Source organism: Streptomyces chartreusis NRRL 3882 (assembly GCF_900236475.1).
Classification (GTDB): domain Bacteria; phylum Actinomycetota; class Actinomycetes; order Streptomycetales; family Streptomycetaceae; genus Streptomyces; species Streptomyces chartreusis_D.
On sequence record NZ_LT963352.1, the window covers coordinates 5,619,105 to 5,633,465 of the forward strand.

Sequence of the window (14,361 nt, forward strand, 5' to 3'; positions counted from 1 at the left end):
TGACCGGCATGGACAGCGGGCTGACCGGAATGGACGACGGGTCGACCGGAGCGGACGGCGGGTTCATCGAACTCGACGGCGTCGAGAAGGTCTTCGACGTGCGCAAGAAGACCGGCTTCATGAAACGGGAGCGGCGGCAGGTCCGGGCCGTCGACTCGATCTCCTTCCGCGTGGAACGCGGCGAGATGGTCGGCTACATCGGCCCGAACGGCGCCGGCAAGTCGACCACGATCAAGATGCTGACCGGCATCCTCACACCGAGCGCCGGCCGGCTCCGGGTCGCCGGCATCGACCCCTCCCGCGAACGCACCCGCCTCGCGCACCGCATCGGCGTGGTGTTCGGGCAGCGCACCACCCTGTGGTGGGACCTCCCGCTGGTCGACTCGTACCGGCTGATGCACCGCATGTACCGGATCCCGGACGCCCGTTACCGCGAGAACCTCGGCCGTCTGGTCGAACTCCTCGACCTGGGCGACCTGCTGGACGTGCCGGTACGGCAGCTCTCGCTCGGGCAGCGGATGCGCGGCGACATCGCCGCGGCCCTGCTGCACGACCCGGAGGTGCTGTACCTCGACGAGCCGACCATCGGCCTCGACGTCGTCTCCAAGTCCAAGGTGCGGGAGTTCCTGCGGGAGTTGAACGCCGAGCGCGGCACGACGGTGCTGCTGACCACGCACGACCTCCAGGACATCGAGCAGTTGTGCAAGCGGGTGATGGTCATCGACCACGGACGCCTGATGTACGACGGCCCGCTCGCCGGGCTGCACGAGGCGGGGGAGAGCGAGCGGACCCTGGTGGTGGACCTGGAGCGGGAACTGCCGCCGATCGACGCCCCGGCGCCCGCCCGGGTCGTCCGGGTGGACGGCCCGCGGCAGTGGCTGGCGTTCCCGGCGGCGGAATCCGCGGCACCGCTCGTCGCGCGGATCGCGGCGGAGTACCCGCTGGTGGACCTGTCGGTGCGGGAGCCGGACATCGAGGCGGTGATCGCGAAAATGTACGCGGAACAGGCCGAGCGGGCGATCTCGTAGCCCCCGGCCGGGTGAACTCGTAATCTGCTGTGTATGACCGACGACTCAGTCCCGGACCTCCGCGCCTCCGACGCCGACCGTGAACGGGTCGCCGAAATCCTCCGGGACGCCCTCGCGGAGGGCCGTCTCGACATGTCGGAGTTCGAGGAGCGGCTGGACGCCACGTATCAGGCGCGGACGTACGGGGAACTGACGCCGATCACCCGGGACCTGCCGGCCGCGGGCGTCACGGCGCCCTCCGTGTCACTGACCAAGGAGCCCGCCGCCGGCCCGGACGGCTCGAACTGGTCCGGGCGGATCGTCGGCGGGGAGGGCTCCTCGTCGTGGGCCGTGGCCGTGATGTCCGGCTTCCAGCGCAAGGGGCGCTGGACGATGCCCCGGCGGTTCACCTGCCTCGCCCTCTGCGGCGGCGGGGAGATCGACCTGCGCGAGGCGAACTTCGCGGACCGCGAGGTCGAGATCAACGCGATCGCGATCATGGGCGGGGTGGACGTCATCGTCCCGCCCGGCGTGGAGGTCGTCGTCCGCGGCATCGGCATCATGGGCGGCTTCGACCACCAGGAGGAGGGCGTCCCCGGCATCCCCGGCGCACCACGCGTCGTCATCACCGGCTTCGCCTTCTGGGGCGGCGTCGGAGTCCAGCGAAAGCTGCCCCGGGCAGAGAAGCAGCGGCTCCGCGAGGAGCGGCGTCGCCAGCTGGACTGAGGTGCCTGCTGACTGCGGGCACCCGTGCCGCTCGGGGCGGCACGGGTGGGCGCAGACGGCACCCCGCAGCGCCGGGTCGCGCACCCACCCCGCCACAGCGCCGACGCCAGTGCTCACCAGCAGGCAGTTCTACAGTTCCGTCGGCTCTACAGCTCCGCCGGCACCGACCCCTTCAACGTCTCCAGATCGAACGCCTCCGCCATCCGCGCATATCCCTTGTCACTGGGATGCAGATGATCCCCCGAGTCGTAGTCGGCCCGCAGCCGGCGCGGGTCATAAGGATCACGCAGCGCCTTGTCGAAGTCGACCACCGCATCGAAGACCCGCCCCGCCCGGATTTCCGCGTTGATCTGCTGCCGCACGGCCTCCCGCGCCTCGGAGTACCCCCGGTGCCCACCGAAGGGCATCAGGGTCGCCCCCACGACCTTCAGCCCCCGCGCATGCGCCTGCTCGACCAGCGTGCGCAACCCGCCGACGATCGCGTTCGGATCCGCGAGCCGCGGATTGCGCAGGATGTCGTTGACCCCGAGGTCGATGACGACGACCTTGACGTTCGTCCGCTCCAGCACGTCCCGCCCGAAGCGGTTCAGCCCGCTGGGGTTGTCCGCCGGCCGGCCCAGCCCGTCCGTGAGGACCCGGTTGCCGCTGATGCCCTGGTTGACGACGCTGTAGCGGGGGAGGTCCCGCCCGGCGGCGATCTCCGCGCGTAGCTTGTCGTACAGGACGTCGGTCCACCTGTTGTTGGCGCCCGCGGTGGAGGTGATCCCGTCGGTGAGCGAGTCGCCGAGGACGACGACCGTCCCGTCGGACTCGTTGCTCAGCACGTCCAGCGCGGTCACGTAACGCCAGTACATGGTCTGCTCGGTGTACGGCGCGCCCGTCGCGTCGGCCGTGTGGTCGCCCTGGGCGACGTAGGAGATCTGCCGGGCGTGCGGGTGGTACGTCACCGGGCCGGAGCTGGTCGGCGTGTACGTGGTGATCAGGACGTCCGCGTCGTGCGGGATGGCGATGCGCACGGCGTCGCTCATCACCTGCCGGCCGGGCGGGATGACGACCGTCGGCCCGCCGTTGAAGGTCAGCTGCCGCAGGGTGTCCGAGAGCGCGGCGGCCGTGCCGCTCCCGGCGGCGACGGCGATCGAGGCGCGCGTGATGTTCAGCGGGGACTGGCCGTAGAGATTGGACAGCGTCACGCGGGCACTCGTACCGCCGACACTGGTGTGGACGACGTTGCGCACCGAACGGTCCGCCATGCCGGTCGTCTCCGTCCCCGGCTCGGCGGCTGCCGGGGAGGTGGACCAGGTGCCGACCCAGGTGCCGGTGGAGGCGGGGGCGGCGGAGTTGTTAGGGAGGCGGTCGCCGGTGAGGGCGTTCCGCGTCGGCGTGCCGTCGTCGGACGCCACTCCGACGTATATGGCGGTGGAAAGGGCCACGATCGCTGCGACGACGACGGCCAATAGGGCGTAACCACGACCCCGGGTCATGCTGTGTAGTTCTCCTCGGGCGATGGGAGCCCAAGGCTCCGATCTGATATGCCCATGATGCGTCATGGGCCGGGGGAAGCTCACAGGACCCCGTGGCATTACCCCCTCCCGACAGACGCCGGGAACTCCTGTTCCGTTCCAGGAGTCGGTCAGGAAGGGACAATGTGTGCGGGATCACCGAGCGGGTGGAGCGGATGGAACGGACGAAAGCAGAAGAAAAGGTCGGCGTCGGAGGGCAGCATGCCCGCCCCGGCGTCACCACGAACCGCACGATGGCCACCTTCAGCCCCGCGGACGAGGAGAAGCAGCGCGGCGTACGCCGCATGAAACTCACCGCCACCGGGCTCCTGCTGTTCGTGGCCGTGGTCTACATCCTCGCCAAGTGGGCCCAGAACTCCGGCGCGGGCCCCTGGGCGGGCTATGTCGCCGCGGCCTCCGAGGCGGGCATGGTCGGCGCGCTCGCCGACTGGTTCGCCGTCACCGCCCTCTTCCGCCACCCCCTCGGCATCCCCATCCCGCACACCGCGATCATCCCCACCAAGAAGGACCAGTTCGGCGTCTCCCTCGGCGAGTTCGTCGGTGAGAACTTCCTCTCCGAGGACGTCGTACGGCAGCGGCTGCGCGCCGTCGGCATCGGCAGCCGCCTCGGCGCCTGGCTCGCCGTCCCCGAGCACGCCGACCGGGTCACGGCGGAGCTCTCCACCGCCCTGCGCGGCGCCCTGACCGTCCTGCGCGACTCCGACGTCCAGGCGGTGGTCGGCGAGGCGATCACGCGCCGCGCCAACGCCCAGGAGATCGGGCCGGGCATCGGCAAGATGCTGGAGAAGATCGTCGCCGACGGCGGTCACAAACGGGTCGTCGACCTCGTCGTCACCCGCGCGCACGACTGGCTGGTGCTGCACCGCGACGAGGTGATGGACGCCGTGGAGGGCGGCGCCCCCGGCTGGACGCCGAGGTTCGTCGACCGCAAGGTCGGCGAGCGCGTCTACAAGGAACTGCTGCGCTTCGCCACCGAGATGCGCGACATGCCCGCCCACCCCGCGCGCGGCGCCCTCGACCGCTTCCTCACCGACTTCGCCTCCGACCTCCAGTCGGACACCGACACCCGCGGCCGGGTCGAGCGCCTCAAGGGCGAGGTGCTGGGCCGTGGCGAGGTCCAGGACCTCATCGCCAGCGCCTGGACGGCCGTACGATCCATGATCGTCGCGGCGGCTGAGGACGAGCGCAGCGAACTGCGACTGCGCGTACGGGCCTCCCTGCTGTCGCTGGGCTCCCGGATGGCGGCCGAGCGCAAGGTGCAGGACAAGGTCGACAAGTGGGTGGAGGACGCGGCCGTCTACGTCGTCACCACCTACCGCAAGGAGATCACCTCCCTGATCACGGACACGGTGGCGAGCTGGGACGCCGAGCACACCACGAGGAAGATCGAGGCGAACATCGGCCGCGACCTCCAGTTCATCCGGATCAACGGCACGGTGGTCGGCTCGCTCGCCGGCCTGCTGATCTACACGGTGTCGCACGCGCTGGGGGCGTGAGCCGCGGGGACGTGACGCGCGGGCACGGCGAGGTGTCAGGGCGTAAGCACTTCCGCTCAGGGCACTCGAACCGGGTTCTTCTCGATGAGGAGGGAGCCCATGACCACCGCGCAGGCCGGGACCGGCCGAACCGTCACCACCGACATCCCCGCCCGCCTCGACCGCCTCCCCTGGTCGCGCTGGCACTGGACGATCGTCATCGGCCTCGGCACGGTGTGGATCCTCGACGGTCTCGAAGTCACCGTCGTGGGCAACATCGCCAGCCGCCTGTCGGAGCCCGGCAGCGGCCTGCCCATCACCTCCGGCGAGGTCACCGGCCTGGCGGCCGCCCTGTACGTGGCGGGAGCCTGCTCCGGCGCGCTCTTCTGGGGCCGGCTCACCGACAAGTGGGGCCGTAAAAAACTCTTCATGATCACCCTGGCGGTCTACCTCGGCGCCACCGCCCTCACCGCGATCGCCTTCGACACCTGGTGGTTCTTCCTCTTCCGCTTCCTCACCGGCTTCGGCATCGGCGGCGAGTACGCGGCCATCAACTCCGCGATCGACGAACTGATCCCCAAGGAGTACCGCGGCCGCGTCGACCTGATGATCAACGGCAGCTTCTGGCTGGGCGCGGTCTTCGGCTCCCTGCTCTCGATCATCGCGCTGGACACGGACATCTTCGCGGCCAACGTCGGCTGGCGCCTCACCTTCGCGCTCGGCGCGGTCCTGGCCCTGGTGATCCTCCTGGTCCGCCGGCACGTCCCGGAGAGCCCCCGCTGGCTCCTGATCCACGGCCGTGACGACGAAGCGGAACGCATCGTCTCCTCGATCGAGCGGAGGATCACCCAGGAGCACGGCGAACCGCTGCCCCGCGCGGAGGGCGAGATCACCATCCACCAGCGCCGCAGCGTCTCCTTCCTGGAGATCGGCCGCACGGTCTTCTCCGACTACCGCCGCCGCGCCGTCCTCGGCTTCTCCCTCTTCATCGGCCAGGCCTTCCTCTACAACGCCATCACCTTCGGCTTCGGCGCGATCCTGACGACGTTCTTCGACGTCCCGAGCGGCAGCACCGGCTACTACTTCGCCGTCATCGCACTCGGCAACTTCTGCGGCCCGCTGCTCCTCGGCAAGCTCTTCGACACGGTGGGCCGCCGGGTGATGATCTCCGGCACGTACCTGCTGTCCGGCCTGCTCCTCTTCGGCACGGCCTGGCTCTTCGACCAGGGCTCACTCAGCGCGAGCACGCTGACGGCCTGCTGGTGCGCGGTGCTGTTCTTCGCCTCGGCGGGCGCGTCCAGCGCCTACCTGACGGTCTCCGAGGTCTTCCCGATGGAGACCCGCGCCATGTCCATCGCCTTCTTCTACGCCATCGGCACGGCAGCCGGCGGCATCAGCGGCCCGCTCCTCTTCGCCGACCTCACCGGCACGGGCAAGGTCGGCGACACGGTCCTCGCCTTCCAGATCGGCGCGGCACTGATGTGCCTGGCGGGCCTGGCGGCGGCGCTCCTCGCGGTACGCGCCGAACGGCGCTCCCTGGAGGACATCGCCAAGCCCCTCACGGCAGCGGGGGACACGACGGGACAAGGCAGGAAGGCGACGGCGTAGGGGGCGTAGCTGGCTGCGTGGCCGACTGAGCTGCGGGCAGTCGTGCCGCTGGGGCGATGAGGGTCCCCCTGCTCGAGCGAAGTCGAGAGCTTGGGGGAGGGTGGGTGCAGCGAAGGCGCAGCCGGCGGCGGAGGCCGGACTCGCGAGCGCGGTCGTACCGACGCCGACGCCGATGCCGGCGGCTCCGGCTGCCGCGCCCGCGGCCCTCAACATGCTCCGGCGGCTGATCTGTCGTGTCACGTCGTCGTACCTCGACGTCGTAAGTCGCGTTCCTGCGGGGGACGGTGAGGAGACGGCCGGACGGCGGAGGCGATAACAAGAACTGCGCTATAGTTGATCTGCGTCCGGTCGCCGAACTCCGGTAGACGGACGATGCGTTGGTGGTCCAAGGAAAGACGCCCCGCTTCCTGCGGGGAAATGCAGGTGCAAGGCCTGCCCGGCGCTCCAGACAAGAACCCCGGCCCTGGGTTTCAGGGCCGGGGTTCTTCGCTGTGCGCTCGACTCGTCGCGCCGACCGGCGATCAACCGCGCCGGTCGGCCACCACCCAGGACGCCACGGCCACGGCCCCCGCCACCCCGAACACCGCGGGCCAGGCACCCACCTTCTTGGCCAGCGGATGAGACCCCGCGAAGGCGGCGACGTACGCGGCCGACAACGCCCCCGCGGCCACCCCGCCGGCCTGCTGCCGCCACTGCCGCGCGGCCGCGGCCCCGGCGACGGCGAGCACGGCCCCGCCGAGCGGCCGCTGCCTGGTCCAGCGGGCCACGCCGTACCCGCCCACGAGCCCGCTCGCGGCGATCACCGCACTGGGAACCTTCGCCATACCTGCCTCCTGTGCCTCGCATGCCCGCTCGTGCGGCCTTGAGGCTAACGCCCCAGGTGACAGACGCCGGCGCCGGGGCACCACAAGATCACCTCTCCGATATGAGTCGAGGCTTGTCAAGTTTCCTCCTCCGAGTTATATAAGAAGACGCAGAACGTAAGGGCATCGCACAGGCAGAGCCTGAAGAGAGGAGTGACCAGTGATGCTCATGCGCACGGACCCCTTCCGTGAACTCGACCGGCTCACCCAGCAGGTCCTCGGCCCCGCCACCCGCCCGTCGGCGATGGCGATGGATGCCTACCGCTCCGGGGACGAGTTCTTCGTCCACTTCGACCTCCCCGGCATCGACCCCGAGACGATCGAGCTGGACGTCGAACGCAACGTCCTCAACGTCCGAGCCGAACGCAGGTCCCCCGCCCCCGAGGAGGCGGAGCTGCTCGTCGCCGAACGGCCCACCGGCACCTTCACCCGCCAGCTCTTCCTCGGCGAGACGCTGGACACGGACCGCATCGACGCCTCGTACGAGGCCGGCGTCCTGACCCTGCGCATCCCGGTGGCCGAGCAGGCCAAGCCGCGCCGCATCCAGATCACGGGCGGCGACAGGCCCAAGCAGCTCAGCGGCTGACGGCACGGCACTCGCGTACCCACGCACCCACGGGGGCTGTCCCGAGGACGTCCCACCCGCGGGACAGCCCCGCCCCCAACCCTCACCCCGCCGCCGGAGTGCGAGCCCGGCGGCGTGACGCAGGACCGGATCCGGAGGAAGACCCACACATGAGCGTGACGACGGTGCCCAGTGTGACGACTGCTCTCACGACCCCGAAGACCCTGATCCCCACCCCGCCGCGCCACCACCGCGCCCGAGGCGACGACGCCTGGACCCGGCTGATCGAAGCGGTGCGGGATTCGGGCCAGTACCCCACCAGGTCGGAGGCGGAGCGGGTCACCCGTATCGTCCTGTCCGCCCTCGGCGGTCATGTGATCGGCGACGAACGGGTCGACCTCGCCCGCGCCCTGCCCGAGGAGGCCGCCAGGGTGGTCGCCTCCCAGATCCCGGCCACGCGCCGGCTGACCGCCGCCGAGTTCGTCGACTCCGTCGCGGCCCGTATCGAGGGAGCGACCCCCGCCACGGCCCGCTGGGACGTCAGCTCGGTCCTGAGCGTGCTGCCGCCCCTGGTCGGCGACGACCTGGTGACCCGCATCCTGGCCCAGCTCCCGGCCGGCTACGCCCTCCTGTTCGGCCGAGCGGACCTGAGCCCGGCATCGTAGGCTCCTGAACCGCGTACGACGGTCACCGCCGAGGCGGGCGGTGGCCGTCGGCCACACCGGGAGTCACCGCCAGGAGCCGCCACTTGACCCGCACGAGGTCCGCAACCGCAACTCTCACCACCCCCGACGGCACGCACCTCGCCCACACGGACCACCACCCCGCAGGGGAACCCGCGGCCACGTTCCTCCTCCTGCACGGCCTGGCGGGCCACCAGGGCGAGTGGGACACCCTCGCCGCGCGGCTGTCGGCCGACGGCCACCGCGTGGTGACGTACGACGCCAGGGGCCACGGCGCCAGCACCCGCATCCCGGCGTCCACGACCCGCGCGGCCCATGTCGAGGACGCCGTAACCCTGATCGAGGAACTGGACCTGGCCCCCGTGACCCTGCTGGGCCAGTCCCTGGGCGGCCACACGGCCCTGCTGCTGGCCGCCGCCCACCCCCACCTGGTGCGGTCCCTGATCCTGGTCGAAGCGGGCCCGGCCGGCCCGGCCCCGGATCTCCCCGCCCAGATCGCGGCCTGGCTGGACAGCTGGCCGACCCCCTTCACGTCCCTCGACGAGGCGGCGGCCTTCCTGGGCCACGAGGCCTGGGCGAGAGGCCTGGAGAAACGAGAAGACGGCTGGTACCCGAGGTGGGACCGCCCCACGATCATCGACACGGTCGCCGAACTGGCCACCACCGCCTACTGGCCCGAATGGTCCCGCATCACCTGTCCCACCCTCCTCATCCAGGGCGAACACGGCACGATGCGCCCCGACGAACCGGCCACGATGCTCACCCACCGCCCGGACACCAAGGTGGTCCGCATCCCCCACGCGGCCCACGACGTCCACCTCGACCAGCCGGACCGCCTCTACGAAGCGATCAGGGCCTTCATCGCCTGACCCTTGACCTCAACCAAAGTCGAGCTCCTACGTTGATCGCGACCAGGCAACCACGGGAGGGGATCGCGTGAGCACGCACACGAAGGACCTCAAGGAGTACACCCACGACGAACTGGCCGCCCAGCCGATCGGCGCCTGGACGGGCCAGGCCTACCGCCTGGTCGTGGGAGCCCTCCGCGCCCAACTGGCGGTGGAGGGCCTCACCCAGCCCCACTGGTGGACCCTGAACCATGCCTCAGGCGCCCCCGGCTCATGGCCCCGAGCGACCCTGACCGACCGCCTGACCCCCTACGACGACCTGAACACCGACTTCGACCAGGTCTACGACGACCTGATCGCCCGAGGCTGGCTCACCGAGGACGCGACGGGCGCCATGACCCTGACCGAGGAGGGCGAGGCCGGCCGCCTCCGCGCCCGGGAACGCAACCTCCGCGTCCACGACCGAACCCACCAGGGCATCGCGCCCGCCGACTTCGTAGTGACGATCAACGTCCTGCGCCGGATCGTCGCCAACCTGGGCGGCAACGGAAACCTTCCCGACGGCGGCAAATAGTTCGACAGGGCCCCGTCTCCCCGCCCATCCTGCGGAGCGCACGGCCGCGCATCAACCCACCTGAGGGAGACGACCGTTGAACCCCACCATCCGCCACATCACCTTCGACTGCACCGGAGAGCCCTACGAACTGGCCCGTTTCTGGTCCGAGTTGCTCGGCCACCCGATCTCCGACGAGGACAAGCCCGGCGACTCCGAGGTACTGATCGAGTTGCCGAACGGCGCCCCCGGCCTCCTCTTCGTACGAGTCGAGGAAGGCAAGGCAACCAAGAACCGCATCCACTTCGACCTGGGCCCCACAGGCCGCACCCGCTCCGAGGAGGTCGAACGCGCCACAGGCCTCGGCGCCCGCGTCCTGACGGACCGCACCCTCCCGAACGGCAGGGGCTGGGTCGTCATGGCCGACCCCGAGGGCAACGAGTTCTGCGTCGAACGGGGAGAACTGGACCGGGTGGAGGACTGACGTCAGGACGCTCTGGCTCCGGGGGTAGATCCATGGCACAACGCACTTAGGCCCTGTCGTCAAAGTCTCAGGCCCATAGGCAGGCGAACAGACCAGGCCCGCCGTAGCCCTCCAGACGGGCTCGCCGGGGCTTGGCTGGTCGTACCGGACGCGTATCCGCTGCGAACGGTAGATCGGATGAGCCGGCCGACCTTGGATTTGACCCTCACCTCCTCGCTGTCCGGAGGAGTGAAGGCGACTTCGGGGTAGAAGCGGGGGGCGCCGTCGCCGTCCGTGTCCTCACGGACGGCGATGATCTGCGCCTCTATCCACTGCCCGCGGGTGTAGAGGCAGAAGTTGTTCCACGCCTCCACAAAGGCCCAGACCGAGAGCCATGCACACACGGGGATGAAGCCGCTTCGATGATCTGTTCCCAGCTCACGCGGGGAGGCTACAGCGCTGGTAACCAGGCGGCCCCCCTCATGAACTGTCTTGTTTTAGGCGGAGGGACGGGTGACCACGTTGATGTTGAACGTGTGTGATCCCAGACCGTTGGCGATGCCCATGAAGAGCAGGGCGAAGTGCTCCTGGCCGCGTGCGGTGGTGATGCCGCCGATGTCCAGCTGGGACGACGGGGGCCAGCCGAGGTCGGTGAGCAGCTGGGCTGTGGTCCGTTTGGCTTCGGCGTCGTCCCCGGAGAGAAAGACGGTGCTGGGGCCGTCCAGACTGTCTGGGGCGATCATCACGGTGGAGTCCATGGTGCACAGCGTCTTGACGACGGGGGTCAGGGGGAAGGCTTCCTGGATCTGTTCGGCAAGACTGCTGTTGGGGTGCGAGAGCTCTGTGAAGTCGTCGGAGAGACCGACCCCGACATCGATCAGCAGGGTGTCGGCCAGCGCTGGTGCTCCGATGGAGCGCAGTAAGTCCACGGAGACGGTTCCCGGGGTGGCGTTGACCAGTACCTCTGCGTGGACGGCCGTCTCGCTCAGGCCCGCCACGGGGAGACCTAAGTCTGTCCGCTCTTTGGGACGGCGTGAACCGAGGAGCACGTCGTGTCCTGCGGCGCTCCAGCCGTGGGCCAGTGCTCGGGCGACGTTTCCGGTGCCAAGTAGTCCTATACGCATGGTGTGACGCTAACCGTCGTGAGGGCTCGGCGAATCGGACTACCGGCTCAGGCGAGACTGGCACCAACGGCGTAGGTCTGTGGTCGCTCGCCCCTCGCTACGACAAGACCGCCAAGGCCTGCCAGGAAGTCGTCACCGTGGCCGCGTTGTTGATATCGGTGTAACACCTTGGCGACGACGCCTAGGACATAAGGGAGTTGAGAGTGGCGCACGACATAGCCGCGCTGGCGGAGGAGCTCAAGGCCATGGCTGCGGCCGATCACCAGTCCTCGGTCCACGCGAACAGCGATGACCCCGCCGAGCAACTGGCATGGCGCCGGCTGACCGCACGGCACGGTGACCGGCTGAGCGAGATCATGAACGAGTACGGCTGGCCCACGGCGGACCTGGTCGGCGAGGAGGCCGCCCGCGCGGCTTGGCTGATCGCCCAGCACGCCGACCGACAGCTAGACGTCCAGCGCCGCGCCCTCCACCTCATGCAGCAGGCGGTGACGGCAGGTTCGGCCAGCCCCCGCGAGCTGGCCTTCCTCCGCGACCGCACGCGGGTCAACGAGGGCCGCAAACAGCTCTACGGCACACAGATCGCCGGCGTGAAGGACGGATCACCGGTGCCGTGGCCCTGCGAGGAACCCGAGCGCATGGACGAACTCCGCGCGGAGGTCGGCATCGAGCCCTTCGACGAATACGTCGCCAAGTTCTCACTGACCTGACGCCAGGCACGAAGGCCGGGCCCCAACCGCCCCCCACCACTCACCGTCTACCCGGCGACGGCCCTACACCCCACCCCAACCGCCCCGGAACCGTCAACTCGGAAAACTCGGGAGGTCGTGAGCACCTCACAGCCAACCTGACGGTTACAGCCCGGCTTGAGGTGGTGGAACAGTCCGCCGTAGCCGGGTGATGACCGCCAGCTCGGTGAAACAGCCAGGGGCGGGAGCGCCGTGTGCGTTGCTAGCAGCAGCGTGGCGGGACGCACCCGTTAGCGCGCCACCCCGCCGACCTTCACGGTCTGGACGAAGAAGCGCCAAGCATCGCTTCCCACCACGATCACACCCGCCTCCGCACCCTTTGAGTCGCGGACGAGCGCACCGCCTCCAGCGAAGGCACACTCGACGCACTCGCCCCCGGCACCGTTGCTGTAGGACGACGTGAACCACACCGGACGGCCGCTTCCGCCGGAAGCTTCTATTGTCATCTTGCGTAATCCTTCAAGATCGACTCGATCAACAGGGCCGAGCGTTGAGGACTCAAGGCCGCGGCCCGGAGGCCGTCGAACGCCCTCGTGTACTCACGGACATGATGCTCGCCCTCCAAGTACATGGCATCGGTGATGCCGTCTCGATACACGAGGTCCGGATCCTCCGGGGCCGGGAAACCCAGCATGGTGAACGAACCGGTGGCCGGATAGGTCCCTGAGTCGAATGGAAGGACCTGCAAGGTCACGGTCGGCAGATCGGCCGTCTCCCGGACACGTTCCATCTGCTCTCGCATCAGAGTGTGATCCCCGATGACGTGGCGCAGGGCACCCTCGTTAACGATGAACCAGGCGTCGGGCGCATCCGGCCGCCTCAGCATGGCCTGGCGTTCCATGCGCACCTGCACCGCCTTGGTGATGTCCTCGGCCGACATGTGCGCACCGGACTTGTGGAGCTCGGACGCGTACACCTCGGTCTGCATGAGGCCGGGTACGACCTCGCACTGGTACTGGCGGAAGGTCGAAGCATCCTGTTCGAGGCCGATGTAGATGTTGAACCACTCGGGGACGCCGGCGCCGTGGACCTGCCACCAACCGCGCACTTTCGCCTGCCGGGCCAGCGACTTGAGGAACTCGCGCAGCTCGTCGCTCGTGCCGTAGAAGCGGCACAGGGCATCGATGTCCGACGGCTGGATACGCCCACTGCCCGTCTCCATCCGGTTGACCTTGGAGCCGCTCCAGTCCAGGGCCGCACCGACCTGGGCGCAGGTGAGTGTGCTCGTCTCGCGGAGCTTCTTCAGCTCGATCGAGAGGCGCCGACGGCGTGCCGTTGGTGAACCGGCCATCCCAACCCTCTTTCCGGTAGCGGGCGTTCAGTCTCGCGCCAAGTGTTGTGCTTGCCAATCACACGGAAGTGGGAATCCCGCCGTGCACATTGCACGACGGGATGCGCTGCCAGCACAGTGGTCGACAGCACAACTCAAAGTGATCGTTCGTGACGCTGCGCTTCCCGTGCGGTGTCGACCGCGACGAGAGGGGTCCGCGTGAGCCAGGAAGCATGCATGTCGCGCAAGCCGTGGGAGCTTGCCTTCACGGCTGAACCCGTGGAGGTGGCCGCACTGCGCCGGACCATGCGACTGCACCTAGGCCTTTGGGGGATGCTCGACATCACAGACGAGGCCCAACTGTGCGTCAGCGAACTGGTGTCCAACGTCATCACGCATGTTGGACACGGCACTCCCGCGACGCTGGCTGTCTCCATGCGAGGCACGCACCTGCGCATCGAGGTGCATGACCCCGACACACGTGCGCTGCCCGTCCTCCGCGATCCGAGCACCGAATCCCTGGAGGGGAGGGGCATGGCGCTCGTGGACGCCGTTGCCGATCGCTGGGGTGTGCTGCTACGTCCGGACCGTAAGGTCACGTGGTGCGAGCTGGCCACAAAACTCACCGCACCCAACGGCCACGTGGAAGCACCCAGCGTGATGCGGGCCGAAGCCCTGCTCAGTCTCTACGCCGCTGCTACGCCGTTGCCGTGCAGAACGGGCGTGGGTAGGTTGACCTCGGTCGTGGCGGAGGAGACGGTGATCGCGGCGATCACCGACTTCCTCCACTGGCTCCGAGCCCACGGCCGCGACGCGGACGACACGATCGACCGAGCACAGATGCGTTTCGAGGCCGAGTGCGCCGCTCCGTGTGAAGGGGCGTGAGGAGTCATCGGGCTGAGACCGC

At 69.3% G+C, this 14,361-nt stretch carries 16 protein-coding genes; 11 read left to right on the top strand and 5 right to left on the bottom strand.

The genetic code is table 11. The features are described from left to right. Nucleotides 1–8 precede the first annotated feature (8 nt). Entirely contained in the window at nucleotides 9–1,028 is a 1,020-nt protein-coding gene (locus SCNRRL3882_RS25455; protein WP_010040025.1) for an ABC transporter ATP-binding protein, read from the top strand. Between the two features lie 33 nt (nucleotides 1,029–1,061). Continuing rightward, complete coding sequence (locus tag SCNRRL3882_RS25460; RefSeq protein ID WP_010040027.1) at nucleotides 1,062–1,733, top strand: DUF1707 SHOCT-like domain-containing protein; 672 nt, start codon at nucleotides 1,062–1,064, stop codon at nucleotides 1,731–1,733. A 146-nt stretch (nucleotides 1,734–1,879) separates the two neighbouring features. Here the strand turns inward: SCNRRL3882_RS25460 and SCNRRL3882_RS25465 are convergent, their stop codons facing one another. Next, on the bottom strand, nucleotides 1,880–3,214 hold the full coding sequence (locus tag SCNRRL3882_RS25465) for an SGNH/GDSL hydrolase family protein (RefSeq protein ID WP_029181180.1): 1,335 nt from the start codon (nucleotides 3,212–3,214) through the stop codon (nucleotides 1,880–1,882). A gap of 164 nt (nucleotides 3,215–3,378) precedes the next feature. Here SCNRRL3882_RS25465 and SCNRRL3882_RS25470 point away from each other — a divergent pair, with 164 nt between their 5' ends. Both SCNRRL3882_RS25470 and SCNRRL3882_RS25475 read left to right on the top strand, forming a co-directional pair. Continuing rightward, on the top strand, nucleotides 3,379–4,749 hold the full coding sequence (locus SCNRRL3882_RS25470; protein ID WP_010040031.1) for a DUF445 domain-containing protein: 1,371 nt from the start codon (nucleotides 3,379–3,381) through the stop codon (nucleotides 4,747–4,749). Nucleotides 4,750–4,848: 99 nt separating this feature from the next. Continuing rightward, nucleotides 4,849–6,336 carry an MFS transporter gene (locus tag SCNRRL3882_RS25475; RefSeq protein ID WP_010040033.1) on the top strand — a complete coding sequence of 496 codons (1,488 nt, stop codon included), beginning with the start codon at nucleotides 4,849–4,851 and terminating at the stop codon, nucleotides 6,334–6,336. A 521-nt stretch (nucleotides 6,337–6,857) separates the two neighbouring features. Here SCNRRL3882_RS25475 and SCNRRL3882_RS25480 read toward each other — a convergent pair. Then, nucleotides 6,858–7,160: a hypothetical protein gene (locus SCNRRL3882_RS25480; protein WP_020272524.1), complete on the bottom strand. Its 303-nt coding sequence runs from the start codon at nucleotides 7,158–7,160 to the stop codon at nucleotides 6,858–6,860. Between the two features lie 202 nt (nucleotides 7,161–7,362). On the opposite strand from SCNRRL3882_RS25480, the gene SCNRRL3882_RS25485 reads away from it, so the two are divergent. The 5 genes from SCNRRL3882_RS25485 (at nucleotide 7,363) to SCNRRL3882_RS25505 (ending at nucleotide 10,332) form a co-directional block, all read left to right on the top strand. Continuing rightward, entirely contained in the window at nucleotides 7,363–7,785 is a 423-nt protein-coding gene (locus SCNRRL3882_RS25485; RefSeq protein WP_010040036.1) for an Hsp20/alpha crystallin family protein, read from the top strand. A 149-nt stretch (nucleotides 7,786–7,934) separates the two neighbouring features. Beyond that, nucleotides 7,935–8,429 (top strand): DUF2267 domain-containing protein, encoded by a 495-nt coding sequence (locus SCNRRL3882_RS25490; protein WP_010040038.1) that lies wholly within the window; start codon nucleotides 7,935–7,937, stop codon nucleotides 8,427–8,429. Nucleotides 8,430–8,512: 83 nt separating this feature from the next. Continuing rightward, nucleotides 8,513–9,316 carry an alpha/beta fold hydrolase gene (locus tag SCNRRL3882_RS25495; RefSeq protein WP_010040045.1) on the top strand — a complete coding sequence of 268 codons (804 nt, stop codon included), beginning with the start codon at nucleotides 8,513–8,515 and terminating at the stop codon, nucleotides 9,314–9,316. Nucleotides 9,317–9,383: 67 nt separating this feature from the next. Next, entirely contained in the window at nucleotides 9,384–9,869 is a 486-nt protein-coding gene (locus tag SCNRRL3882_RS25500; protein WP_010040046.1) for a hypothetical protein, read from the top strand. Nucleotides 9,870–9,945: 76 nt separating this feature from the next. Then, on the top strand, nucleotides 9,946–10,332 hold the full coding sequence (locus tag SCNRRL3882_RS25505; protein ID WP_010040047.1) for a VOC family protein: 387 nt from the start codon (nucleotides 9,946–9,948) through the stop codon (nucleotides 10,330–10,332). A gap of 476 nt (nucleotides 10,333–10,808) precedes the next feature. Here SCNRRL3882_RS25505 and SCNRRL3882_RS25515 read toward each other — a convergent pair whose 3' ends face one another. Continuing rightward, on the bottom strand, nucleotides 10,809–11,435 hold the full coding sequence (locus tag SCNRRL3882_RS25515) for an NADPH-dependent F420 reductase (protein WP_029181182.1): 627 nt from the start codon (nucleotides 11,433–11,435) through the stop codon (nucleotides 10,809–10,811). Between the two features lie 203 nt (nucleotides 11,436–11,638). Here SCNRRL3882_RS25515 and SCNRRL3882_RS25520 point away from each other — a divergent pair, with 203 nt between their 5' ends. Next, nucleotides 11,639–12,145, top strand: coding sequence for a DUF6624 domain-containing protein (locus tag SCNRRL3882_RS25520; RefSeq protein ID WP_010040051.1), 507 nt, complete (start codon nucleotides 11,639–11,641; stop codon nucleotides 12,143–12,145). A 269-nt stretch (nucleotides 12,146–12,414) separates the two neighbouring features. Here the strand turns inward: SCNRRL3882_RS25520 and SCNRRL3882_RS25525 are convergent, their stop codons facing one another. Then, the gene (locus tag SCNRRL3882_RS25525) at nucleotides 12,415–12,630 is read right to left on the bottom strand and encodes a DUF397 domain-containing protein (protein ID WP_010040052.1); all 216 of its coding nucleotides are present in this window, start codon (nucleotides 12,628–12,630) and stop codon (nucleotides 12,415–12,417) included. Then, nucleotides 12,627–13,475, bottom strand: coding sequence for a helix-turn-helix domain-containing protein (locus tag SCNRRL3882_RS25530; RefSeq protein ID WP_010040053.1), 849 nt, complete (start codon nucleotides 13,473–13,475; stop codon nucleotides 12,627–12,629). Before SCNRRL3882_RS25530 ends, SCNRRL3882_RS25525 begins: the two co-directional genes overlap by 4 nt. A 216-nt stretch (nucleotides 13,476–13,691) precedes the next feature. On the opposite strand from SCNRRL3882_RS25530, the gene SCNRRL3882_RS25535 reads away from it, so the two are divergent. Beyond that, nucleotides 13,692–14,339: an ATP-binding protein gene (locus SCNRRL3882_RS25535; RefSeq protein WP_010040055.1), complete on the top strand. Its 648-nt coding sequence runs from the start codon at nucleotides 13,692–13,694 to the stop codon at nucleotides 14,337–14,339. Nucleotides 14,340–14,361 lie beyond the last annotated feature (22 nt).